The following is a 21005-nucleotide window of genomic DNA, read 5'->3' as shown; positions in this document are numbered from 1 at the left end:
AAGCTCACCAGTATAATCAATCCCCCCGATGGCGACCCCAAGCAACCAACCGCTGGCTCGTGGCTACCAGTTGCAGAACTATACGATCGCCAAGCTGCTTTCCGCAGGCGGCTTCAGCATCGTTTATCTGGCCCACGACGAAAACGACTACCCCGTGGCGGTGAAGGAATACCTGCCGAACTCCCTGGTGCTGCGCCAGGAAGGCTCGCAGGTGATGGCGACCAGTGACGAAAACCTGGCGCTGTTTCGGCACGGCCTGAAATGCTTCTTCGAAGAAGGCAAGACGCTGGCGCATATCCAGCACCCCAACATCGTGCGGGTGCTCAACTTCTTTCGCGCCAACGACACCGTCTACATGGTGATGGAGTACGAACGCGGACGGACACTGCAAAAGGAAATCCAGCTCAAGCACACCCGCGAGGGCGTGGACGAAAAGCTGATCCGCCATGTGTTCTATCACCTGCTGAACGGCTTGCGCGAAGTTCACCTCAACAAGCTGCTGCACCTCGACATCAAGCCCGCCAATATTTATATCCGTCGCGACGGCTCGCCGGTGCTGCTCGACTTCGGCTCGGCGCGCCAGACGCTGACCAGCGAACACGCCCGCCTGACGCCGATGTATACGCCGGGCTTCGCCGCGCCCGAGCAGTACCAGAAGAAGGAAGGGCTGGGGCCCTGGACGGACATCTACGGTGTGGGCGCCTCGATCTATGCCTGTCTCGCCGGCACCGCGCCACCGCCCGCCGACCAGCGTCAGAAGGAAGACAAGCTGCCCGATATCGTCGATCGCTGGGGCGACCGCTACTCGCCCGAACTGCTCGATATCGTGCACCAATGCCTGCTGCTCGAACCCACCGGCCGGCCGCAAAGCGTTCACCAGTTGCAGAAAATGCTGCTGGAACCGGCCTCACCCCCGGCCAAGCGCTCCGGCTTGATCAAAACCCTGCGTCGCACCTGGCAGAGCTTCACCGCCAAACCCTCCCGAGTGAACGAATGAAATTCACCATCTTCCAGGAAAGCCGCCAGGGCGGTCGCAAATACAACCAGGACCGCATGGGGTACTCCTACAGCCGCGACGCGCTGCTGCTGGTGATTGCCGACGGCATGGGCGGGCATCTGCATGGCGAGGTGGCTGCACAGATCGCGGTGGAACTGTTGACCGACCAGTTCCAGAAAAAAGCCGTTCCGGCGCTGCCGAACCCTACCCAGTTCCTGGTCGATGCGATACAGCGTTGCCACGAGGCCATCTATCACTATGCCGCCAATCACCAGATGGTGGAGGTGCCGCGCACCACCTGTGTCGCCTGCGTGGTGCAGGACGGCGTGGCCTACTGGGCGCATGTCGGCGATTCGCGGCTCTACCTGCTGCGCCAGCGCCGTGTCGCGGCGCAGACGCGCGACCATTCCAAGGTGCGCAAGCTGGTCGAGGCTGGCGAGATCACCGAGGAAGAAGCACGCACCCATCACGAAAAGAACAAGATCTATTCGTGCCTGGGCGGCTCCTACCCGCCCGAGATCGATGTCGGCGGCAAGATCGCGCTGGCCGATGGCGACACGCTGCTGTTGTGCACCGATGGCTTCTGGGGCTCGCTGGACGAAGAAGAGATCAGCCAGTTCCTCGGTTCGTTCCCGGTGCTGTTCGCCATCCCGCAACTGCTGGACCGCGCCGAACTGCGCGGCGGCAAGTTCGGCGACAACCTCACCGCGCTGGCGATCAACTGGCACGATGAAGACGAGCTCGATACCGACGATGCCTTTGTCTCCACGCAGAAACTGGATCACAACACCGTCGCCACCCACGTCGATCCCATCGAGACCAAGCGCACCGGTGAAATCACCGAGGACGACATCGAGCGCGCCATCGCCGAAATCCAGGCGGCAATTACCAAATATTCCAAATAGCGCGCAGTTGGTCGGCAGCCCATGCCGACGACATGAACGCGCCCACAAACTTCGCGCACTCCGACTAAGCTGCATTGCCTGAAATGGCGCTTACAAGGAGAGCATGAAGATGAGCAAAGCGTATCGCGACACGCGCGCCGTGTTATCGCTGGCACTGGCCCTTGCCTGCACCCAGGCCGGCGCCGAAGGCACCGCCCTCGGCATCGACATCAGCACGCTCGGCGTGGGCGGCGAACTCACCCAGCGCATCAACGACCAGTTCAACGTGCGCCTGAACGTGAACGGCCTTCAGCTCAACCACGGCGATACCATCGATAACATCCGCTACGACGCCGACATCCGCCTGTTCACTGCCGGCCTCATCGGCGACTGGATTATTCTGGATACGCGCTTCCGCCTCTCCGCCGGGGTGTTCTACAACGGCAACAAAGCCGACCTCACCAGCCAACCCACCGACGGCACCTACCGCATCAATGGCATCACCTACAACGCCGATGACGTAGGCGATCTATCCGGCCGGGTGGACTTCAACCGATTCTCCCCCTACCTGGGCGTCGGCTGGGGCAACCCCGTGGCCGGCAACGACAACCTCAGCTTCACCGTCGATGTCGGCGTGCTGTTCCAGGGCGCGGCCAACCTGCGGCTGGACGCCCATTGCGCGCCGACCCTGTCGCCCGCGCAATGCCAGGAACTGACCGATGACGTCGAGGCCGAGCGCGGCAAGGCCGAGGACGACATCAAGGATTACCGTTTCTGGCCGGTGGTCAAGGCAGGGCTGAACTACCGGTTCTGAGCCGGCCCAACGGCCGACCGCGACCGTCATCCCGTCGGCGGTCGCGCCTTTGTGTGCGGATGGAAGCGACGAGCCGCCCGACTCCCGTATAATCCCTTGAATTTTCATCGATTCAAGGACAACCCCATGCGCCCCTCGCATCGCCAGCCTTCGCAATTGCGTCCGGTCCGCATCACCCGCCACTACACCCGCCACGCCGAAGGCAGCGTGCTGGTGGAGTTCGGCGACACCAAGGTGATCTGCACCGCCAGCGTCGAAGAATCGGTGCCACCCTTCCTCAAGGGCAAGGGCCAGGGCTGGGTCACCGCCGAATACGGCATGCTGCCGCGCTCCACCAACAGCCGCATGCGCCGCGAGGCCGCACAGGGCAAGCAATCGGGCCGCACCCAGGAAATCCAGCGCCTGATCGGTCGCAGCCTGCGCGCCGTGGTGGACCTGCAACGGCTCGGCGAACGCCAGATCGTGATCGACTGCGACGTGATCCAGGCCGATGGCGGCACCCGCACCGCCAGCATCACTGGCGCCTTCGTCGCGCTCTGCGACGCCGTGAACGGCCTGCTCGCCGCCGGCAAGCTCAATGCCAACCCCATCCGCGACCATATCGCCGCCATCTCGGTCGGCGTCTATCGGGGCCAGACCGTGCTCGATCTCGACTACGTCGAGGATTCGGACTGCGACACCGACATGAACGTGGTGATGACCGGCGCCGGGCGCTTCGTCGAAATCCAGGGCACCGCCGAAGGCGAAGCCTTCAGCCGCGACGAAATGAACGCACTGCTCGACCTCGCCGAAGCCGGCATCGCCCAATTGATCTCCCTGCAAAAGCAAGCGCTGGCAGACTGAACCCGCCACCCCGAAGACGAATGAACTCCGTACCTCCTTCCCGCCGTTACTGCATTGCCCCGATGCTGGACTGGACTGATCGCTATTACCGGCGCTTCGCCCGTGCCCTTACCCGCCATGCGTGGCTGTACACCGAGATGGTCAACACCGGCGCACTGTTGCACGGCGACAAGATGCGCCACCTGCGCTTCGACGACATCGAAAACCCGCTGGCGCTGCAACTGGGCGGCTCCGCGCCCGGCGATCTGGCGCGCTGCGCGCGCATTGCCCAGGACTGGGGCTACGACGAAGTGAACCTCAACGTCGGCTGCCCCAGCGAGCGCGTGCAGTCCGGTGCGTTCGGCGCCTGCCTGATGCTGGAACCCGACCTCGTCGCCGACTGCGTCAAGGCCATGCGCGACGCCGTGAGCATTGACGTCACCGTCAAGCACCGCATCGGTATCGACAAGGTGGAAAGCTACGATTTCGTACGCGACTTCGTCGGCCAGGTGGCCGAAGCCGGCTGTACCACCTTCATTGCCCACGCCCGCAATGCCATCCTCAAGGGCCTCAGCCCCAAGGAAAACCGCGAAATCCCACCGCTCAAGTACGATTTCGTGCATCAACTGAAACGCGACTTCCCGGCGCTGGAAATCATCATCAATGGCGGCATCGCCGATCACGCCGTGGGGCTGGCGCAACTGGCCCACGTCGATGGCGTGATGGTCGGGCGCGAGGCGTACCAGAACCCGTATTCGCTGGCCGAAGTGGATGCGCTGTACTACGGCGATCACCACGCGGTGCCGACGCGCGAAGAGGCGATGCGCGACCTGCGCGGCTTTGTCGAGGCCGAACTGGCATCCGGCACCCCGTTGCGCTTCATCGCCCGCCACGTGCTGGGCTTGTTCCAGGGGCAGCACGGTGCGCGCAACTGGCGCAGAATGCTTTCCGATTCCAAACTGCTGAAAGACGCGGACTGGTCGCTGGTGGAGCAAGCGCTGGCCACCGTCCGCCCCACCGAACTGGAGACCGCTGCGTGAAACGTATCCTCCTCGCCCTGTTGTTCAGCCTGGCCGCCGGCAGCGCGCTGGCAGACCAGATCACCCTGCTCGCCACCATGGGCAACAAAGCCGTGATCAGCGTGAACGGCGCGCGCAAGACCCTGGGCGTCGGCCAGCAGGTCGGCGCTGTCAAGCTCGTGCGACTGGATGGCGATGGCGCGGTGTTCGAGGTGGACGGCAAGCAGCGCCGGCTGGCGCTGGGCGAAGGCTACGTCGGCGGTAACGACACCGCCAGCACCGGCGGCAGCGTGATCCTGTCGCCCGACGCGCGCGGCCACTTCTTCACCTCGCTCACCATCAACGGCCGTACCGTGAGCGGCGTGGTCGATACCGGCGCCACCCACCTGTCGATGAACAGCAAGCAAGCCAAGGAAATGGGCATCGACTACACCAAGGGCCAGAGCGCCATGGCACAGACCGCCAACGGCAGCGTCAAGGCCTGGCTGCTATGGCTGCCGCAGGTCAAGGTGGGCACCATTGTCGTCTACGACGTGCCGGTGGGTGTGCGCGATGGCACCGAAGAAGCACCGGTCCTGATCGGCACCAGCCTGCTCAACCGCTTCCAGATGAAGCGCGAGCAGGATGCAATGATCCTGACCAAGAAACTGTACTGATTACAGCCGGGAAGGGGGAAGGGTGAAAAGGGAAGGGTAAAAACCGATCCGCAGCGCCAGCGACAGCGGATTTTTTGACTTTGCCGTTACCCTTCTCTCTTCCCGCCTCCCGCTTCCCAGCCGTGGAAACCCCGCAATGACCCGCAAGATCGTCCTCGCCAGCAACAACGCCGGCAAGCTCCGAGAATTCTCCAAACTGTTCGAAACGCTCGATATCCAGATCGTGCCGCAAGGCGAGCTGGGCGTAGGCGAGGCGGACGAGCCGCACGACACCTTCGTCGAGAACGCGCTGGCCAAGGCACGCCATGCGGCGGCGGCCACCGGCCTGCCTGCGCTGGCGGACGATTCCGGCATCTGCGTCGCTGCGCTGAGCGGCGCACCGGGCGTGTATTCGGCGCGCTATGCCGGCGAACCCAAGTCCGACGCGCGCAACAACGAAAAGCTGCTGGCCGAGCTGGCCGGGCAGACCGACCGCCGCGCCTGGTACTACGCCGCGCTGGTGCTGGTACGCCGCGTGGACGATCCGCAGCCCATCATCGCGGACGGCATCTGCCTGGGCGAAGTATTGCACGCGCCGCAAGGCGACGGCGGTTTCGGCTACGACCCGCTGTTCTGGCTGCCCGAATTCGGCCGCACCGTGGCCGAGATCAGCGCCGACGAAAAGGCCCGTATCTCGCATCGCGGCCGCGCCCTGCGCGCACTGGTGGCCAAGCTGGAGGAAACCGGGCTGTGAACGACGAAAAGCGCTACGCCGTCTGGTGCCGCGACGACCAATCGGTGGTGTCCTGCGTGGAAAAGGTGAAGGTCATGAACGAGAACCTGGATGAAATCGTCCAGGCGATGCAGGACGCCTTCGAAGACGGCATCCTGATGGAAGTCTCCGAAGCGCAGATGAAGACCGTCCTGCACCAGTTGGTCGAACAACTCCACAACCCGTATCCGCGCTGATGTCCACCATCCAGTTCCACGGCGGCGGCCTGACCGCGCTGCCGCCGCTTTCGCTCTACATCCATATCCCCTGGTGCGTGAAGAAATGCCCGTACTGCGACTTCAACTCGCATGCGCAAAAGAACGGGCTGCCCGAGACCGAATACGTCGATGCACTGCTGCGCGACCTGGAATCCTGTCTGCCCTCGGTCTGGGGCCGGCCGGTCACCACCATCTTCATCGGTGGTGGTACGCCCAGCCTGTTTTCCGCCCAGGCCATCGACACCCTGCTTGCCGGCATCCGCGCCCGCGTGCGCTTGCTGCCCGACGCCGAAATCACACTGGAAGCCAATCCCGGCACCTTCGAGGCCGATAAGTTCGCCGGCTACCGCGCGGCCGGGATCAACCGCCTTTCCATCGGCATCCAGAGCCTGAACGATGCCAAGCTCAAGGCGCTGGGCCGCATCCACGGCCGCGACGAAGCCCTGCGCGCGGTGGAGATCGCGCATCGCCACTTCGACAACTTCAATCTCGACCTGATGTACGCCCTGCCGGAGCAGACGCTGGACGAGGCGCTGGCCGACCTGGATGCCGCCATCGCGCTGGCGCCGACGCACCTGTCGGCCTATCACCTGACGCTGGAACCCAACACCCTGTTCTATCGCTACCCGCCGCCACTGCCCGACGACGACCTCGCCGCCGACATGCAGGAAGCCATCGAACAACGCCTCGCCACTGCCGGCTTCGAGCACTACGAAACCAGCGCCTTCGCCCGCCCGGGGCGCCGCGCCCGCCATAACCTGAACTACTGGACCTTCGGCGACTACCTCGGCATCGGCGCCGGCGCCCACGCCAAGATCAGCTTCCCCGACCGGATCACGCGGCAGGCGCGTTATAAACAGCCCGCCGAATACCTGTCGCGCATGGCCGCCGGCAACGCCGCCCAGACCGACGACGTGGTCCCGCGCGAGCAACTGCCGTTCGAATTCATGCTCAACGCGCTACGTCTGACCGAAGGTTTTCCACTGGTGCTGTTCACCGAACGCACCGGCTTGCCGCTGACGCGGGTGCTGCCAGAGATCGAGCGTGCCTGTGCCGATGGTCTGCTGGAGCGCACGCTGGACCATGTGCGCCCCACGGCTCGCGGGCGGCGGTTCTTGAATACACTGCTTGAACGCTTCCTGACCTGAACCGACGAGTGTCAGCTTCAGCGGCAGAAAACCCGCATTGCGGCACTGCACACTCGTGGCTTAATCTGACAACCCATTGTTGTCTGTGCCGGGGTTTCCCGGCGCCCCACCCCACGCGGAAGCCATGCCGGTCCTCAATATCCTTTACGTCGAAGACAACGCCATGCTGCGGGTGACGATCGCCGAGTACCTGTCCGACCTCGGTCATCTGCCGGTGGCGGTGGGCAGCGCGGAGGATGCGCTGACCGAACTGCATCGCCATCGCTTCGACGTGCTGCTTTCCGACGTCAGCCTGCCCGGCCGTTCCGGCATCGAGTTGGTACGCGATGCCGCGCGGCTGCAACCGGAACTGGTCCTGGTGCTGTCCTCCGGCCACGATCTGTCCGCCGACGCCGAACTGCTGGGCGTGCCTGTGGAACTGCTGCCCAAGCCCTTCGACATCGACGCGCTCGAAGACGTGCTGGACCGTGCCGCCGTCCGCTGACGACGCTGCCGGCAGGCGTATTTCCTGCGCCCCGCCCGCCCCTCACCACCGTAGTGATAAATTGTAGGAATACACCTACAAACCGTAAGAATGCACCGATAGTGCAAGGCTTACGGAGCAGCCATCATCCGCAGGTTGCAACGGGTGCGTCCGTTGCGCGTACCCAGGTGCCGGATGAAACGAAAAGTCCTGATCGTCGAGGACAACCCCGACATGCTCGACTGCATCGCCGAGGAGCTGCGCTACCTCGGCCATGACGCCTTGCTCGCCAACGGCGTGCCGGATGCGCTGGCGCATCTGGCCAACGAGCCCGACATCGACCTGCTGCTGGCCGATCTACAGTTGCGTGCCGAACTGAATGGTGAGGCACTGGCCCGGCATGCGCTCACCATGCAACCGCGGTTGCAGGTGGTGATCATGAGCGGCTTCGACGCCTCATACCTGTCCGAGGACGGCCGGCAACGCTTCACCCTGTTGCGCAAACCCTACTCACTGGAAGAACTGAACCGCGTGCTCTCGCCCGCCGTGCCCACACCATGAACCACAAACCCATCGACAACCTGGATGCGGACGTCTTCCGCAAGATGCTCACGCGCAATGTGCTGCTACCGCTGGTGGTGGCACTCGCCAGCGCCGCCGTGTTCGTGGCCCTACTGTTCTATCTGGTGTCGGTGATGCGCGCGGTGGACCAATCCAACCGCGTGATCGGCAAATCGCACGAGATGACCAAATTGCTGATCGACGCGGAAACCGGCATGCGCGGCTTTCTGCTGACCGGCCAGCGCAATTTCCTGGAGCCTTACCAGACCTCCACCACGCGCATTCCCTTCGAGCTGACCGCGCTGAAGGAACGCACGATGGACAACCCGGACCATCTCAAACGCATCGCCGCCGTCAGCGGGCTGTATACACGCTGGCGCGGCTTCGTCGATGACGCCATCGCGCTCAAGGACAGCAGCGGCAACGTGGTGGCGCTGGTGGGCAGCGAGCGTGGCAAACAGTTGATGGATGCCATGCGTGCCGAAATGGCCGCCGTGATTTCCACTGAGGAAGCACTGCGCACCGAACGCTCGCAAGCCGCCAACGAAACCATCACGGTCCTGGTATCGATCACCGTCGCCTTCATGTTGCTCACTGGCATCGGCCTGGCCTACAACGGCCGCCGCCAGTTGCTGGGGCTATCCAATGTCTATGGCGATGCGCTGGCACGACAACAGCGGCAAACCGAACAACTGACGCGGCAGGCGTGGACCAAAACTGGCCAGACCGAACTGGCCTTGCGCCTGCTGGGACAGCAGAGCGTGGAAAAACTGTGCCGCAACGCGCTCAATTTCCTGACCGAATACCTGGATGCGCGGGTTGCCGCGCTCTACGTGAGCGAAGAAGACCAGCTCTACCACCGGCAGGCCGGTTACGCACTGGATGCCGACGTCGCGGAGCGGCGCGTCAGCATCCGGCCCGGCGAAGGGCTCACCGGCCAGGCGCTGACCGAACGCCGCGTAATCAAACTGGACAACCTGCCAGCCGACTACCTGCCGGTGACCTCGGCGGTGGGCGGCATGCCGCCGCGCCACCTGCTGATCGTGCCCATCGTCCATGAAGATGGCGCCACCGGCGTGGCCGAGTTCGGCTTTCTCGACGAACCCGGCGACGACGCGCTGGAATTCACCCGGCTGGCGATGGAATCGCTCGGCGCCGCCGTCCGCTCCGCGCAGTTCCGCGAACGGCTGCGGCTGACGCTGGAAGAAACACAGCAACTGAACGAAGAACTGCAAACCCAGCAGGAAGAACTGAAGACCGCCAACGAAGAGCTGGAAGAGCAATCGCGCGCACTGCGCGAAACCCAGGCGCGGCTGGAGAACCAGCAGGCGGAGCTGGAACGCAGCAACGAGCAACTGGAGGAACAATCGCTGCGGCTGCAACAACAGAAGGATTTCCTCAACGAGCGCAACAGCGCGCTCAACGAAGCGCACCACCTGCTGGAAGAACGCGCGCGCGAACTGCAACGTGCCAGCCAGTACAAGAGCGAGTTCCTCGCCAACATGTCGCACGAGCTGCGCACGCCGCTGAACAGTGCGCTGATCTTCGCCAAGCTGCTGGGCGACAACCCGGCCGGCAACCTGTCCGACGAACAGGTGCGCTTCGCCAACATGATCCACGCCGCCGGCAGCGATCTGCTCAACCTGATCAACGACATCCTCGACCTGTCCAAGGTGGAAGCCGGCATGCTTGATGTCTATGCCGAGCCGGTACCGCTCAAGCGCATCTGCCAGAGCATGCACGGCAACTTCGAAACCCTGGCCGCCGACAAGGGCGTGGCGTTCGATTGCGAGATCGATCCCGCGCTGGGCGAAACCATCGATACCGACGCGCGCCGGCTGGAACAGATCCTGAAGAACCTGCTGTCCAACGCCTTCAAGTTCACCCACGAAGGCCGCGTGCGGCTGCATATCGCCCCGCATGGCGACGCCATCGCCTTCGCTGTCGAGGACAGCGGCATCGGCATTGCGCCGGAACAGCAGGACGTGATCTTCGAAGCGTTCCGCCAGGCCGACGGCACCACCAACCGCAAATACGGCGGCACCGGCCTGGGGCTGTCGATCTCGCGCGATCTGGCGCGGTTGCTGGGCGGGCGGCTTGAGGTCAACAGTTCGCCGGCCGTCGGCAGCACCTTCACCCTGATCCTGCCGCGCACCATGCCGCAGCAGGACACCCCCGACGCGGCGCCCGCGCCGCTGCCGCCGACACCAGCTCCCGTGGCCCGGCCAGTCGCCCACGCACCCACGCCGGCCCTCTCGGTTGCAGCCCCCGCCATCGAGCACCCCGCCGATGCCGCGCGCCTGCCGGACGACCGTGCCGCGCTGCCCGCGCAGGGTCGCGTGATGCTGGTGATCGAAGACGACGAACGCTTCGCCGGCATCCTCTACCAACTGGCGCACGAGCGACACTTCGCCTGCCTGATCGCCACCACCGCCGCCGAGGGCGTGGCCCTGGCGCGGCAATACGTGCCCGACGCCATCCTGCTCGATCTCAAATTGCCGGACCAATCCGGCATGACGGTGCTGGAAACGCTGAAGGAAGACCCCCGCACCCGCCATATCCCGACGCACATCGTCTCCAGCGTGGACCGCAGCGACGCCGCGCTCTACATGGGCGCGGTGGGCTACCTGCTCAAACCAGCGGAGCACGAACAGTTGCAAGGCGTGTTCGAACGGCTGGAAAGCCGGCTGGCGCAGAAGATCAAGCACGTACTGCTGGTGGAGGACGACCCGATGCAGCGGGAAAGCATCGAACGCCTGATCGCCGAAAAGGATGTGGAGATCACCGGCGTAGCCAGTGCCGAAGAAGCACTGCAATTGCTGCGCGACCGCGTGTTCGATTGCATGGTGATCGATCTGACGCTGCCGGACATGCACGGCGCGGAGCTGCTGGAACGGATGGCGAGCGATCACCTGTATTCGTTCCCGCCAGTGATCGTCTACACCGGCCGCACACTGTCGCGCGACGAAGAAGCCGCGCTGCGTCGCTACTCGCACTCCATCATCATCAAGGGCGCGCGCTCACCGGAACGGCTGCTCGACGAAGTGACGCTGTTCCTGCACCAGGTGGAAACCGACCTGCCGCCGGAGCGCCAGAAGATGCTGAAAGCCGCGCGCAACCGCGACCGGGCGTTCGAAGGCAGCACCATCCTGGTGGTGGACGACGACGTGCGCAACATCTTCGCCCTGACCAGCGCGCTGGAAATGAAGGGCGCGCACGTGGCGGTGGCCCGCAATGGCGTCGAGGCGCTATCACGGCTGGACGAACGCAGCGACATCGACCTGGTGCTGATGGACATCATGATGCCGGAGATGGATGGCTACCAGGCCATGGGCGAAATCCGCCGCCAGGAGCGCTTCAAGGACCTGCCCATCATCGCCGTCACCGCCAAGGCAATGCGCGATGACCAGGAACGCTGCATCGAAGCCGGCGCCAACGACTACCTCGCCAAACCCATCGACCTGGATGCACTGGTGTCGCTGGTACGGGTGTGGATCTCCAAGCCGGGGCGGCCATGAATCTGCCCATTGCCTATCCCGACAGCGATTTCGACATCGAGCTGCGCCTGCTGATTGAAGGCATCTACCTCAAGTACAACTACGACTTCCGCAACTATTCGCCGGCGTCGCTGAAGCGGCGCGTGGCGCATGCGCTGGCGCAAATGGAGTGCACTACGGTCTCTGCGTTGCAGGATCGCATCCTGCATTCGCCGCAGCACTTCCTCAACCTGTTGCAGTTCCTCACCGTGCCGGTGAGCGAAATGTTCCGCGATCCCGCCTATTTTCTGGCGATCCGCGACAAGGTGGTGCCCATCCTCTCCACCTACCCGTCGCTGAAAATCTGGATCGCCGGTTGCAGCACCGGTGAAGAGGTCTATTCGCTGGCCATCCTGCTGCACGAGGAAGGGCTGCTGGAACGCACCCTGATCTACGCCACCGACATCAACCCGCACAGCCTGCAACGCGCCGAGGACGGCATCTTTCCCATCGAACATCTCAAACTGTTCACCGCCAACTACCTGGCGGCCGGCGGCAAGCGCGCCTTCTCCGACTACTACACCGCCGCCTACGGCTCGGCCATCTTCGACCGCGCGCTGCGGCGACAGGTGACCTTTGCCGATCACAGCCTGGCCACCGACAGCGTGTTCTCGGAAACGCAGTTCGTCTCATGTCGCAACGTACTGATCTACTTCAACCGCGAACTACAGGACCGCGCCTTCGCGCTGTTCCGCGAATCGCTGTGTCATCGCGGCTTCCTCGGCCTGGGCAGCAAGGAGACAGTGCAGTTCTCCGCCGTATCGGACCAGTTCGAATCCTTCGCCCGCCATGAACGGATCTTTCGCAAACGATGAGACCCCGCCTCGACCCACATCGCCTGCAAGCCCTGGTCATCGGCGCCTCCGCCGGCGGCATCGACGCGCTGATGCACGTGCTGCCGGCGCTGCCCGCCGACTGCCCGATCCCGGTGGTGGTGGTGGTTCACCTGCCGGAAAACCAGCCCAGCCTGCTGCCCGAAGTCTTCGGCCCGCGGGTGGACCTGGAGGTCAAGGAAGCAGACGAAAAAGAGCCGGTGGAACCAGGCACCATCTACTTCGCACCGCCCGGCTACCACCTGTTGATCGAGCGCGACCGCACCTTTTCGCTGAGCGTGGAAGCCCCGGTGCACTACTCGCGCCCGGCAATCGACATCCTGTTCGAAACCGCCGCCGCAGCCTACGGCCCCACGCTGGCCGCCATGCTGCTGACCGGGGCCAACGAAGACGGCGCCGCCGGCCTGGCCCACGTGGCACGCCTGGGCGGCACCGTACTGATCCAGGACCCGGACGAAGCCCGGATCGCCACGATGCCGCTGGCGGGATTGCGGGCAGTGGGAGATCAAGCCACGGTGTTGCCGCTGGCATCCCTGGCGCTGATGCTGCGCGCATTGCGCACAAAGGAGTCACGATGAACGACGACAAAGTTCGTCTGCTGCTGGTGGACGACCTGCCGGAAAACCTGGCGGCGCTGGAAGCGCTGATCGGTCGCGCCGACCTGGAAACCCACAAGGCCGACTCCGGCACGCAAGCACTGGAGCTGCTGCTGACGCACGACTTCGCCCTGGCCATCCTCGACGTGCAGATGCCCGGCATGGACGGCTTCGAACTGGCCGAGTTCATGCGCGGCACCGAGCGCACCAAGCATATCCCCATCGTCTTCGTCAGCGCGGGCAGCCAGGAGCTGAACTACGCCTTCAAGGGCTATGAAACCGGCGCGGTCGATTTCCTGCACAAGCCGCTGGACGTGCATGCCGTACGCAGCAAGGTGAACGTCTTCGTCGACCTGTACCGGCAGAAACGCACATTGTCGCGCCAATTGCGCGCGCTACAGGAAGCGCAACTGGAGCAGGAAATGCTGATGGCCGAACTGCAAAAGACCCAGGCCGAACTGCAGCTGGCGATCCGCAACCGCGACGACTTCCTCTCCGCCGCCGCACACGAGCTGAAAACACCGCTCAACGTGTTGAAACTGCACGCGCAGATGCGCGAACGCCACCTCAAGCACGGCGATAACAGCGCCTTCAGCGGCGAGAAATTCGCCAAGATGGTGACGCGCGAAAGCCGGCTGGTCGAAACGCTGGTGCGGCAGATCGACGACATGCTGGATATCAGCCGCATCCGCACCGGCAAGCTGTACCTGCGCCCCACCGAATTCGACCTGGGCGAGATGGTGGACGACACCGTGGGCCAGTTCTCCGAACAACTTGCCGCCACCGGCAACGACCTGCACCTGACCATCGCGCGCCACATCGTCGGCCGCTGGGACCAGTTCCGCCTGGAACAGGTACTGACCAACCTGGTGACCAACGCCATGCGCTACGCGCCCGGCACACCGCTGGAAATCACCGTCACCCGCCATGGCAGCGGCGCCCGCATCGCCGTGCGCGACCACGGCCCCGGCATCCCGCAGGAACACCAGCAACGCATCTTCCAACAGTTCGAACAGGCCAGCGGCGGCGCCAGCGGCCTGGGCCTGGGGCTATACATCAGCAAGCAGATCGTCGAAGCCCACGGCGGCGACATCTTCGTCCAGAGCATTCCCGGCGGTGGCGCAACATTCCTTGTGGAGTTGCCACTGGAAGGCGGGAGCGAAAGCGAAGGGTGAGGCCGATGCGCCTCCCCGGCGCATCCCCTTGTCTCCGATTTCCTCTGCGAAACGCCGTGCTCTCCGTGTCCTCTGTATTTCAGGATGTGGGGTTCAGGCCTTACGTTGTTGCCCTTCCCCCTTCCCCCTTCCCCCTTTCCCCTTCCTTTTTTCCTTCTCCCTGCGCCTTGCAACGCCCACGCTGTAGGAACCTGCCGACCTCCCCTTCCGCCGACCGCCGATGCCGCGCGCCATGGCCATCACGCATCATTTCTCCAACATCACAAGCCCGCACTGCAATGGGCCGCCAGGAGAAACCAATGCTGTACTGCACCTTCACCTTCGACGACGAACCCACCGCCGGTTACCTCTCGGCCTGGGGCGGGCACCATCGTAAGCGTGGCCACGTGGCCATCTACGATCAGCGCTCGGGTGACATCGTGGCCCGTTACGGCCTCGAAGAACGCAAGGAAAACGACCGCGAGCTGGAACTGATCCACCGCCGCGCCATTGCCCAGTTCCGCCGGGATCGTCGCGCCACCGCACCAGAGCGCTACATCGACCTGGATTGGCGGGTGAATCCCTGGGCCGGCGACATCATCCACATCTGACCATGCAGCCAAGCGGTTCGACTCGATCGTTGTCCCAACAGGAGTAGTCGCCATGCCTTACCGCCCCGACGCCATGCCCGACCGTGTGAGCGATCACCTGCCCGAATCCGTGCGGCAGGCATATCGCGACGCCTTCCTCAACGCTTGTGAGCGCGGCAACCGCGACGAACAACGCGCGCACCAGATCGCCTGGGCCGCGCTGAAAGCGCACTACCAGGCATGCGGTAACGCCCGGCACTAGACGAAACGATTTCAAGACGGGCGCGGACGCTCCCGCAGGCTTCAGCCACGCCACAACCCACCCAGACCGGCACACCCGGCCCACGTCGCCCGAACCGGGCGGCAACCAACCATCCGAAAGGAGTGCAACCATGACCATCAGCAACCCCGCCGGCAACGGCCAAACCTCGCGCACCGCAGCGGAAGTGGGCGGCGCCCGCATCGTCGGCAGCACCGAAGCCTTCGACCGCGCCGACGGCCCGGGCCCCTACCTGATGCTGGCCGACTCGCTGGAAGGCAGCAACGTGGTCAACAGCGCCGGCGACGACCTGGGCGAAATCAAGGGCATCATGCTCGACGTACAACGCGGCCGCATCGCCTACGCCGTGCTCTCGTTCGGCGGCTTCCTGGGCCTGGGCAACAAGTTGTTCGCCATCCCCTGGCAGGCGCTGGTGCTGGATACCGACCGCAAGCGCTTCGTACTCGACGTGAGCGAAGAACGCCTGAAAGCCGCCCCGGGCTTTGATAAGGATCACTGGCCCAGCATGGCCGACCTGACCTGGGCGGCGGATGTGCATAGCTACTATCAGGCTGATCCGTATTGGCGGCATTGATTGAACATCCCGGCTGCCAAAAAAGAACAAACCCCGTTTTGCGGGGTTTGTTCTTTTTTGTCCACTCAAACGAATTGAAAAATCAAAAACCTCCATTTACCCCCCCACATATAGGCATTAAAGAAATTGTCATACAATCCATTTTCGTAAACAAAATATACCCACCCCAAAGCGCCAAAATTCAAATAGATCAAACAGTAAAAAGTCACCCATAAAATTGAAATAGAAATTCTTAGGAAAAGCGCTTTTTTCAACTTTGAAATTGAATACAAACCCATGAACAACACAAAAACAAGTGTTAAAAAGACACCAGGCCGTATTGATTCATTAGCCCCGCAATGATAGTACCCAAGAAAAAAAGCGAGCATCGCACAAGTAGCGATTGCCACTACCTTGCTAATTTTTGAATATTTATCATTGAACATACAATGTTCCATATTTCTTTATCGGAGCATAAGTGGGCGAAACAACTCGAACGGGGTTTTTGATATTTCGACACACACCATATCGAAAATAAGCTTTGGCTCGGCAAAAAAGTCGATCAAAATTTATTCCAAAATGGCAATTGGCTTCTGTCACCAAGCCATCTTTTGTATGATCCTCTGATAATTTCTTATTGCAATTTCTTAGGATCTTTACCCTCTGGAGAAATCTCCTAAGCCCCTGTATTCGTCTCAGACCAAGGATCGAGGTGATAGCGGGCCGGTGCGTTTTTTGGTGCGGTTGCCGTTCAGGTCGTAGCTGTAGCCGCCACGGTTGGTTTAGGATCGTGACGGTTTTGCTCATTAATCTGGCTTTTTTATCGATAGGTAAATTTCTGTAATTGCTTTCTCGCCGCCGATGACAACAACTCCTTTTTCTTTGTCATCAAACTCCCCGACCCTGTTTATTATAACCCCTCCCTTTTTTATGATTTTCCCTGCAACAACTTCGTCAGAAATAATCCTCGATTCCCAGCCATTTTTTAAAATTTCTTTAATATCAGCACCCAAAGGAACGGCCAAGATACAACTATCAGCCTCTGCGATCATGGCTCCTGCAATGTAAGAAATATCTTTGATTGATATTTTTATTGCCCCGAAGAATTTTATTTTCCCTTCATTTTCTTTTGAGCACTCCCAGGAACCTGATTTACCAGAAAATCTGAAGCCGCGAAATGACAGAGCTTTCCACAATCCATAGTGCATTACTATACGACTTTTGTTTTGCCATGCTGAATTTTGCAACACAAGCCAGAATTCAACCCCTCCCGTTTTTTGTATTGCAAAGAAGCCTTGTTCAATTGACTCAATCAATGATTGATCGGCCGGATGAAATTTCACAATGAAGCCCAGCCCGGAAACTCGCCCCCCTTCTTTCGGCCTCCAAGTGATATTGAAAACATCGTTTTCAACACTTAAATCTTGGCTGTATGCATAAAAAATATTAGCATTCATAACTAGTAGTCATAATGTTGGCCGAGGGGATCATTGAAATGAGGCCCTCTATTTTGTGGATTGCCCTGTCCGAAGTTATGACTGCCAGCATCATCCCTAAATCTTACTGTCTGCGTTCCTCCCCTAGGAGCTGGCAGTTCAAATTCAGATATTCTCCCAGGCTGCGACATCCACTATTGATCTGCCCATGCCCGGTCTTGGCGTCGAAGTACTGTCGACCCTATTTGTTACCACCAATTACATAAATCCTTCCAGATGCCCCTCCTTCCTCCCAACCATGTCTTTGAAGCATCTGATATGCGAATTTTCTAATCTCATTCCATTCCGGACAGTCCAACTCATCAAAAAGCCAAATTCTTTCATATTGCTCGCCACTTATTTTTTCGATTTTCCCATCCAAACACTGGAGAGATTCAAGCTCCTCCTTGCTTAACATACCGTCAGCAAATAAGTCCTCCCAGTACTCTCGGCACCGCTCATATTCAAGAGCCATCTCCTCCGTAAAGGGAATCCCCTCCCCTAGGGCATGATTTTGAGCCTCTGCGGGCAAGGACAGGTTATAAACAATACCTTTTATGTCACACAAAGCCAATTTGAGCCGGTTACTCATAAGGGACAATTCTCGCTTTTTCTCTGGAATTTGCCACATAAGTGGCTGGATCCACTACTTTTACTACACCACTTGTTATAGTAGATATTTTATAGTACGCCCCATCATGCCGTCCTCCACCAGGATGGACCTGACTTGGGCAGCGGATGTGTATAGCTATTACCAGGCTGATCCGTATTGGCGACATTGATGGTTTAGCTGATGCGAAAGCAAAACCCCGCTGAGGCGAGGGTTTTGCCGGATAGAAATTCTCTCTACATACCAAAACTCTGCATCTACCAAATTCGCCTCCTTCAATATCCGCCTCAGCAAAATTAGCCCCTTGAAAATTGCTCCCTTCGGGACATAAAAATAAAACCAGCCTAATTCCAACCCAAAGGAATTTCCTCCCCTACCGATCAATCCGCCATTCTATTTATCCAATTTTTACTGGGAGCCACCTGTGGATATTCCTGATTATGCATCATGAAACTCGCCCAGCGGTTTATTCTACTTGACCAAGCCCCCCATCGGAATTCCGAATACTCGCCCTCCAGCAATGCATCCAAATCGCTCTCGGGCAACAAATACAATTGAGGGGGAATGAAATTTTCATTTTTCCACGCATTAAGCAATTCAAATTCATATCGTTTTTCATTTTTGAATATAGTCAATTCCGCCTCTTTACTCCACTCTAACGAGCCCGTCGCATCAGCCGTTACAACTTCGTAGCAAACAATTTCTTTGCTCTCATGCAATTTATTTAAATACATATGAACCAAGCTCATGTTATTCCTAGAAATATTTCCTGTTCTTCTGAATGACGTTTGGATGATACAAATCGCTACTACGATTTTGTTGTTTTTTTAGAGTTTCTTCATGGGCTTGCCGTAAAATATAGTTTATTTCACCCTCGGTCATTGTGGCCGGATTTTTTCCTGCGAATTTCTTTTTACAAATATCTGCCTCAAGAGATTCATGCAAGAAGAAGCCAACATCAAAAGATGAACCCATTCCTGCATATAGTCTTTTTAGCATATCTCGTTCGACAGAAAAAACGGGGGAGGTAAAAAAATTCTCGCCTTGCAAGCGAGCGACATTCGTCAAATGCGCTGTTATTTTTGCAAGCTCTGCCTGAGAATAATCAACCCCCATTAACCCCAATGGATCGACATATTTTAGAGAATTGTTTAACCCATATGCGTAAGAATTAATCCCCCCCGCCAACCCGATCGGATCGCTCTGGATGTACCGCCCGATTCGCGGGTCATAGTCCCGGAAGTAGTTGTAGTACCGCCCTGTCTCCACATCAGCGTACTGCCCCGGGAAGCGCAGGTTATAGGTGACTTGCTGCCCATCCCCATCCGGGTCGCTGTTCGCTTGGCTGTTGCCGAATGCCTCTGCAATCGCCCATTCCCACACAACCTTGTTGTCAGCTTGGGGGTCGGATAGCTGTCGCGGCGTCCCTAGATGATCCGCCCATACGTAGTACAGCTTGGGTGCCGTCGGGCCAAGCAGTGCGGCCACTGGGATGTTGTCCAGCCAGACAGTTTCCTGGGTCGCCTGCCCAGTGGCACCGTATTCGCCGAGTAGTTGGCCTTGGTCGTCGTAGGCGAACAGGGTGGTGTTGGCAGCGGCTTTCTTTACCCGTTGCCCCAACGCGTTGTACTGATAAGTGACACTGGTACTGCCTTGGCTGGATTGCACCATCCGCCCGACATCGTTGTAGCGATGCGTCCAGCCGGTTTCACCGATCAGGTGGCCTGCAGCATCGTGGCTGTAACCGTTGTTGAGTAGCCCGGTCACGTTCAGCAGGCGGTTGCTGTTGGGGTCGTGGGTGTGGGTGGTGACGGCGGAACCGGTGCGTTTTTCGGTGCGGTTGCCGTTCAGGTCGTAGCTGTAGCCGCCACGGTTGGTTTAGAACCGTGACGGTTTTGTTTGCCAATCCATTTTTCTTTATATTCCAACTACCGTCACACAATCAAAACTGCACGCCACCTCTTCACTCCAAACTTTTATTTCTCTAATCATTTTCGCAATTCCACTTCTATAACAAATGAAATTTTCTTCAAAATCTATTTTTGTTTCATCAAACAAAAAGGAGAGCCCAACGTTCTCATCGTGGCTTTCCATTTTCATGAGTTTCACGGATAAAGCATCCCACTCGTCAACGATTCCAAGCCAAACATCCATTGGGACAGTAGTCCTACCCCAATGACCATATTTAGTATATGAAGGCCAAGATTTTGCTAAAACACCCTCAAGAAATCCAAACGCTTCTTCTTCTATAAAAATGGACGACCCCGCTAATTCTGACGATGAGCCATCGACCAATATTTCCATAACAAGGCCGCCCGTTCTTTTACTTCCATTTTTCACCGAAAAATCAATCATCACAGCCCTTTATCTCAGCCCATAAGAGATAATCCGCCCATCTCTTGCAATATCGACATATCTTCCATTTTTCATGTGTCGCACAACTCCCTCCGTAGGGCCATTAATATTCCTTGTTTGGGCTCCTCTTAAGTTTCTAGAAAATTCCTCAGCTTTTCTCAAATATTGTTCTGGAGTAGAGGCATTCACTTCTTTTCCATGCCGTTTGAAATGATCTACAAGTGATTGCCGAGATGAGCCATAAGATCCCTCATGCCACTTCTCCTCACAACCTTGCAATGGATCACCCGAGCCGTCCTTGCACAATGCAGGCAATATCGCACACGGATCGGGAGCTGCGCCATTGCCATTCCCATATTCAGCAATTGGATCTATCTCATTGCGTCCGCCACTAATTGCGGACTGCAAAGCACTTTTTACAACATCTGCACAACCCTGGGCCAATAAACATGCCGTTCCAACCAGCAACGCAGGCGCAACTACTGCCAGCGCTGCGTTCTTGCCATATGGATCTACATATGAAAGCGGCCCTCCTCCCACATACCCATAAGTATTAATCCCCCCCGCCAGCCCGATCGGGTCGCTCTGGATGTACCGCCCGATCCGCGGGTCATAGTCGCGGAAGTAGTTGTAGTACCGCCCGGTTTCGGCGTCGAAGTATTGTCCGGGGAAGCGTAGGTTGTAGACCAG

24 protein-coding genes and 1 pseudogene are annotated in these 21005 nt (G+C 59.5%); 18 read left to right on the top strand and 7 right to left on the bottom strand.

Annotated elements, in window-relative coordinates:
* The first annotated feature begins 28 nt into the window (after positions 1 to 28).
* The 18 genes from FAZ21_RS12990 to FAZ21_RS12905 all read left to right on the top strand — a co-directional run bounded on the left by FAZ21_RS12990 (position 29) and on the right by FAZ21_RS12905 (position 15896).
* A complete protein-coding gene (locus tag FAZ21_RS12990; RefSeq protein WP_136773869.1) occupies positions 29 to 997 on the top strand; it encodes a serine/threonine protein kinase in 969 nt (322 codons plus the stop codon).
* Complete coding sequence (locus FAZ21_RS12985; protein ID WP_136773868.1) at positions 994 to 1902, top strand: PP2C family protein-serine/threonine phosphatase; 909 nt, start codon at positions 994 to 996, stop codon at positions 1900 to 1902. Before FAZ21_RS12990 ends, FAZ21_RS12985 begins: the two co-directional genes overlap by 4 nt.
* Positions 1903 to 2011: 109 nt before the next feature.
* Positions 2012 to 2695: a hypothetical protein gene (locus FAZ21_RS12980; RefSeq protein WP_136773867.1), complete on the top strand. Its 684-nt coding sequence runs from the start codon at positions 2012 to 2014 to the stop codon at positions 2693 to 2695.
* 126 nt (positions 2696 to 2821) lie between these two features.
* Positions 2822 to 3538 carry a ribonuclease PH gene (gene rph / locus FAZ21_RS12975; protein ID WP_136773866.1) on the top strand — a complete coding sequence of 239 codons (717 nt, stop codon included), beginning with the start codon at positions 2822 to 2824 and terminating at the stop codon, positions 3536 to 3538.
* A 20-nt stretch (positions 3539 to 3558) separates the two neighbouring features.
* A complete protein-coding gene (gene dusA, locus FAZ21_RS12970) occupies positions 3559 to 4557 on the top strand; it encodes a tRNA dihydrouridine(20/20a) synthase DusA (protein WP_136773865.1) in 999 nt (332 codons plus the stop codon).
* Complete coding sequence (locus FAZ21_RS12965) at positions 4554 to 5192, top strand: retropepsin-like aspartic protease family protein (RefSeq protein ID WP_136773864.1); 639 nt, start codon at positions 4554 to 4556, stop codon at positions 5190 to 5192. Before dusA ends, FAZ21_RS12965 begins: the two co-directional genes overlap by 4 nt.
* A gap of 136 nt (positions 5193 to 5328) precedes the next feature.
* Positions 5329 to 5925, top strand: a complete 597-nt coding sequence (gene rdgB / locus FAZ21_RS12960; RefSeq protein WP_136773863.1) for an RdgB/HAM1 family non-canonical purine NTP pyrophosphatase — start codon at positions 5329 to 5331, stop codon at positions 5923 to 5925.
* Positions 5922 to 6140 carry a hypothetical protein gene (locus FAZ21_RS12955; RefSeq protein WP_136773862.1) on the top strand — a complete coding sequence of 73 codons (219 nt, stop codon included), beginning with the start codon at positions 5922 to 5924 and terminating at the stop codon, positions 6138 to 6140. Before rdgB ends, FAZ21_RS12955 begins: the two co-directional genes overlap by 4 nt.
* Positions 6140 to 7309: a radical SAM family heme chaperone HemW gene (hemW, locus tag FAZ21_RS12950; protein WP_136773861.1), complete on the top strand. Its 1170-nt coding sequence runs from the start codon at positions 6140 to 6142 to the stop codon at positions 7307 to 7309. The genes FAZ21_RS12955 and hemW overlap by 1 nt, the downstream gene beginning before the upstream one ends.
* Positions 7310 to 7433: 124 nt before the next feature.
* The gene (locus FAZ21_RS12945; protein ID WP_136773860.1) at positions 7434 to 7793 is read left to right on the top strand and encodes a response regulator; all 360 of its coding nucleotides are present in this window, start codon (positions 7434 to 7436) and stop codon (positions 7791 to 7793) included.
* A gap of 174 nt (positions 7794 to 7967) precedes the next feature.
* Positions 7968 to 8333 (top strand): response regulator, encoded by a 366-nt coding sequence (locus tag FAZ21_RS12940; protein ID WP_136773859.1) that lies wholly within the window; start codon positions 7968 to 7970, stop codon positions 8331 to 8333.
* Positions 8330 to 11851, top strand: coding sequence for a response regulator (locus FAZ21_RS12935; protein WP_136773858.1), 3522 nt, complete (start codon positions 8330 to 8332; stop codon positions 11849 to 11851). Before FAZ21_RS12940 ends, FAZ21_RS12935 begins: the two co-directional genes overlap by 4 nt.
* The gene (locus tag FAZ21_RS12930) at positions 11848 to 12684 is read left to right on the top strand and encodes a CheR family methyltransferase (RefSeq protein WP_136773857.1); all 837 of its coding nucleotides are present in this window, start codon (positions 11848 to 11850) and stop codon (positions 12682 to 12684) included. The genes FAZ21_RS12935 and FAZ21_RS12930 overlap by 4 nt, the downstream gene beginning before the upstream one ends.
* Complete coding sequence (locus FAZ21_RS12925; RefSeq protein WP_136773856.1) at positions 12681 to 13280, top strand: chemotaxis protein CheB; 600 nt, start codon at positions 12681 to 12683, stop codon at positions 13278 to 13280. The genes FAZ21_RS12930 and FAZ21_RS12925 overlap by 4 nt, the downstream gene beginning before the upstream one ends.
* Positions 13277 to 14473: a hybrid sensor histidine kinase/response regulator gene (locus tag FAZ21_RS12920; protein WP_136773855.1), complete on the top strand. Its 1197-nt coding sequence runs from the start codon at positions 13277 to 13279 to the stop codon at positions 14471 to 14473. Before FAZ21_RS12925 ends, FAZ21_RS12920 begins: the two co-directional genes overlap by 4 nt.
* 299 nt (positions 14474 to 14772) lie before the next feature.
* Positions 14773 to 15063 carry a hypothetical protein gene (locus tag FAZ21_RS12915; protein WP_136773854.1) on the top strand — a complete coding sequence of 97 codons (291 nt, stop codon included), beginning with the start codon at positions 14773 to 14775 and terminating at the stop codon, positions 15061 to 15063.
* A gap of 52 nt (positions 15064 to 15115) precedes the next feature.
* Positions 15116 to 15304 carry a ChaB family protein gene (locus tag FAZ21_RS12910; protein ID WP_136773853.1) on the top strand — a complete coding sequence of 63 codons (189 nt, stop codon included), beginning with the start codon at positions 15116 to 15118 and terminating at the stop codon, positions 15302 to 15304.
* A 130-nt stretch (positions 15305 to 15434) separates the two neighbouring features.
* Complete coding sequence (locus FAZ21_RS12905; RefSeq protein WP_136773852.1) at positions 15435 to 15896, top strand: PRC-barrel domain-containing protein; 462 nt, start codon at positions 15435 to 15437, stop codon at positions 15894 to 15896.
* A 785-nt stretch (positions 15897 to 16681) separates the two neighbouring features.
* Here FAZ21_RS12905 and FAZ21_RS12900 read toward each other — a convergent pair.
* The 7 genes and pseudogenes from FAZ21_RS12900 to FAZ21_RS20590 all read right to left on the bottom strand — a co-directional run.
* On the bottom strand, positions 16682 to 17332 hold the full coding sequence (locus FAZ21_RS12900; protein ID WP_136773851.1) for a hypothetical protein: 651 nt from the start codon (positions 17330 to 17332) through the stop codon (positions 16682 to 16684).
* A gap of 2 nt (positions 17333 to 17334) precedes the next feature.
* Positions 17335 to 17502, bottom strand: coding sequence for an HNH/endonuclease VII fold putative polymorphic toxin (locus FAZ21_RS21280; RefSeq protein WP_136773850.1), 168 nt, complete (start codon positions 17500 to 17502; stop codon positions 17335 to 17337).
* Positions 17503 to 17552: 50 nt separating this feature from the next.
* Positions 17553 to 17942, bottom strand: coding sequence for a hypothetical protein (locus FAZ21_RS12890; protein WP_136773849.1), 390 nt, complete (start codon positions 17940 to 17942; stop codon positions 17553 to 17555).
* Between the two features lie 398 nt (positions 17943 to 18340).
* Positions 18341 to 18709 (bottom strand): hypothetical protein, encoded by a 369-nt coding sequence (locus tag FAZ21_RS12885; RefSeq protein ID WP_136773848.1) that lies wholly within the window; start codon positions 18707 to 18709, stop codon positions 18341 to 18343.
* A 7-nt stretch (positions 18710 to 18716) separates the two neighbouring features.
* Positions 18717 to 19814 (bottom strand): annotated as a pseudogene (locus FAZ21_RS12880) (RHS repeat domain-containing protein); the annotation flags it as partial.
* Between the two features lie 63 nt (positions 19815 to 19877).
* Positions 19878 to 20315, bottom strand: a complete 438-nt coding sequence (locus FAZ21_RS12875; protein ID WP_136773846.1) for a hypothetical protein — start codon at positions 20313 to 20315, stop codon at positions 19878 to 19880.
* Positions 20316 to 20324: 9 nt separating this feature from the next.
* Positions 20325 to 21005, bottom strand: a 681-nt coding sequence (locus tag FAZ21_RS20590) for an RHS repeat-associated core domain-containing protein (RefSeq protein WP_211243455.1), incomplete at its 5' end; no start/stop codon positions are given.

It is taken from the genome of Chitiniphilus eburneus (assembly GCF_005048205.1).
Lineage (GTDB): Bacteria > Pseudomonadota > Gammaproteobacteria > Burkholderiales > Chitinibacteraceae > Chitiniphilus > Chitiniphilus eburneus.
Note: the sequence above shows the minus strand (reverse complement) of the source record. Positions and strands in the feature narration are given on the sequence as shown.

What these genes read in the sequence shown, in the direction of transcription:
- FAZ21_RS12990 (WP_136773869.1), top strand. Translation starts at nt 29, where the DNA reads ATGGCGACCCCAAGCAACCAACCGCTGGCTCGTGGCTACCAGTTGCAG.
- FAZ21_RS12985 (WP_136773868.1), top strand. Translation starts at nt 994, where the DNA reads ATGAAATTCACCATCTTCCAGGAAAGCCGCCAGGGCGGTCGCAAATAC.
- FAZ21_RS12980 (WP_136773867.1), top strand. Translation starts at nt 2,012, where the DNA reads ATGAGCAAAGCGTATCGCGACACGCGCGCCGTGTTATCGCTGGCACTG.
- rph (WP_136773866.1), top strand. Translation starts at nt 2,822, where the DNA reads ATGCGCCCCTCGCATCGCCAGCCTTCGCAATTGCGTCCGGTCCGCATC.
- dusA (WP_136773865.1), top strand. Translation starts at nt 3,559, where the DNA reads ATGAACTCCGTACCTCCTTCCCGCCGTTACTGCATTGCCCCGATGCTG.
- rdgB (WP_136773863.1), top strand. Translation starts at nt 5,329, where the DNA reads ATGACCCGCAAGATCGTCCTCGCCAGCAACAACGCCGGCAAGCTCCGA.
- hemW (WP_136773861.1), top strand. Translation starts at nt 6,140, where the DNA reads ATGTCCACCATCCAGTTCCACGGCGGCGGCCTGACCGCGCTGCCGCCG.
- FAZ21_RS12945 (WP_136773860.1), top strand. Translation starts at nt 7,434, where the DNA reads ATGCCGGTCCTCAATATCCTTTACGTCGAAGACAACGCCATGCTGCGG.
- FAZ21_RS12940 (WP_136773859.1), top strand. Translation starts at nt 7,968, where the DNA reads ATGAAACGAAAAGTCCTGATCGTCGAGGACAACCCCGACATGCTCGAC.
- FAZ21_RS12935 (WP_136773858.1), top strand. Translation starts at nt 8,330, where the DNA reads ATGAACCACAAACCCATCGACAACCTGGATGCGGACGTCTTCCGCAAG.
- FAZ21_RS12930 (WP_136773857.1), top strand. Translation starts at nt 11,848, where the DNA reads ATGAATCTGCCCATTGCCTATCCCGACAGCGATTTCGACATCGAGCTG.
- FAZ21_RS12925 (WP_136773856.1), top strand. Translation starts at nt 12,681, where the DNA reads ATGAGACCCCGCCTCGACCCACATCGCCTGCAAGCCCTGGTCATCGGC.
- FAZ21_RS12920 (WP_136773855.1), top strand. Translation starts at nt 13,277, where the DNA reads ATGAACGACGACAAAGTTCGTCTGCTGCTGGTGGACGACCTGCCGGAA.
- FAZ21_RS12915 (WP_136773854.1), top strand. Translation starts at nt 14,773, where the DNA reads ATGCTGTACTGCACCTTCACCTTCGACGACGAACCCACCGCCGGTTAC.
- FAZ21_RS12910 (WP_136773853.1), top strand. Translation starts at nt 15,116, where the DNA reads ATGCCTTACCGCCCCGACGCCATGCCCGACCGTGTGAGCGATCACCTG.
- FAZ21_RS12905 (WP_136773852.1), top strand. Translation starts at nt 15,435, where the DNA reads ATGACCATCAGCAACCCCGCCGGCAACGGCCAAACCTCGCGCACCGCA.
- FAZ21_RS12900 (WP_136773851.1), bottom strand. Translation starts at nt 17,332, where the DNA reads ATGAATGCTAATATTTTTTATGCATACAGCCAAGATTTAAGTGTTGAA.
- FAZ21_RS21280 (WP_136773850.1), bottom strand. Translation starts at nt 17,502, where the DNA reads ATGTCGCAGCCTGGGAGAATATCTGAATTTGAACTGCCAGCTCCTAGG.
- FAZ21_RS12890 (WP_136773849.1), bottom strand. Translation starts at nt 17,942, where the DNA reads ATGAGTAACCGGCTCAAATTGGCTTTGTGTGACATAAAAGGTATTGTT.
- FAZ21_RS12885 (WP_136773848.1), bottom strand. Translation starts at nt 18,709, where the DNA reads ATGAGCTTGGTTCATATGTATTTAAATAAATTGCATGAGAGCAAAGAA.
- FAZ21_RS12875 (WP_136773846.1), bottom strand. Translation starts at nt 20,315, where the DNA reads ATGATTGATTTTTCGGTGAAAAATGGAAGTAAAAGAACGGGCGGCCTT.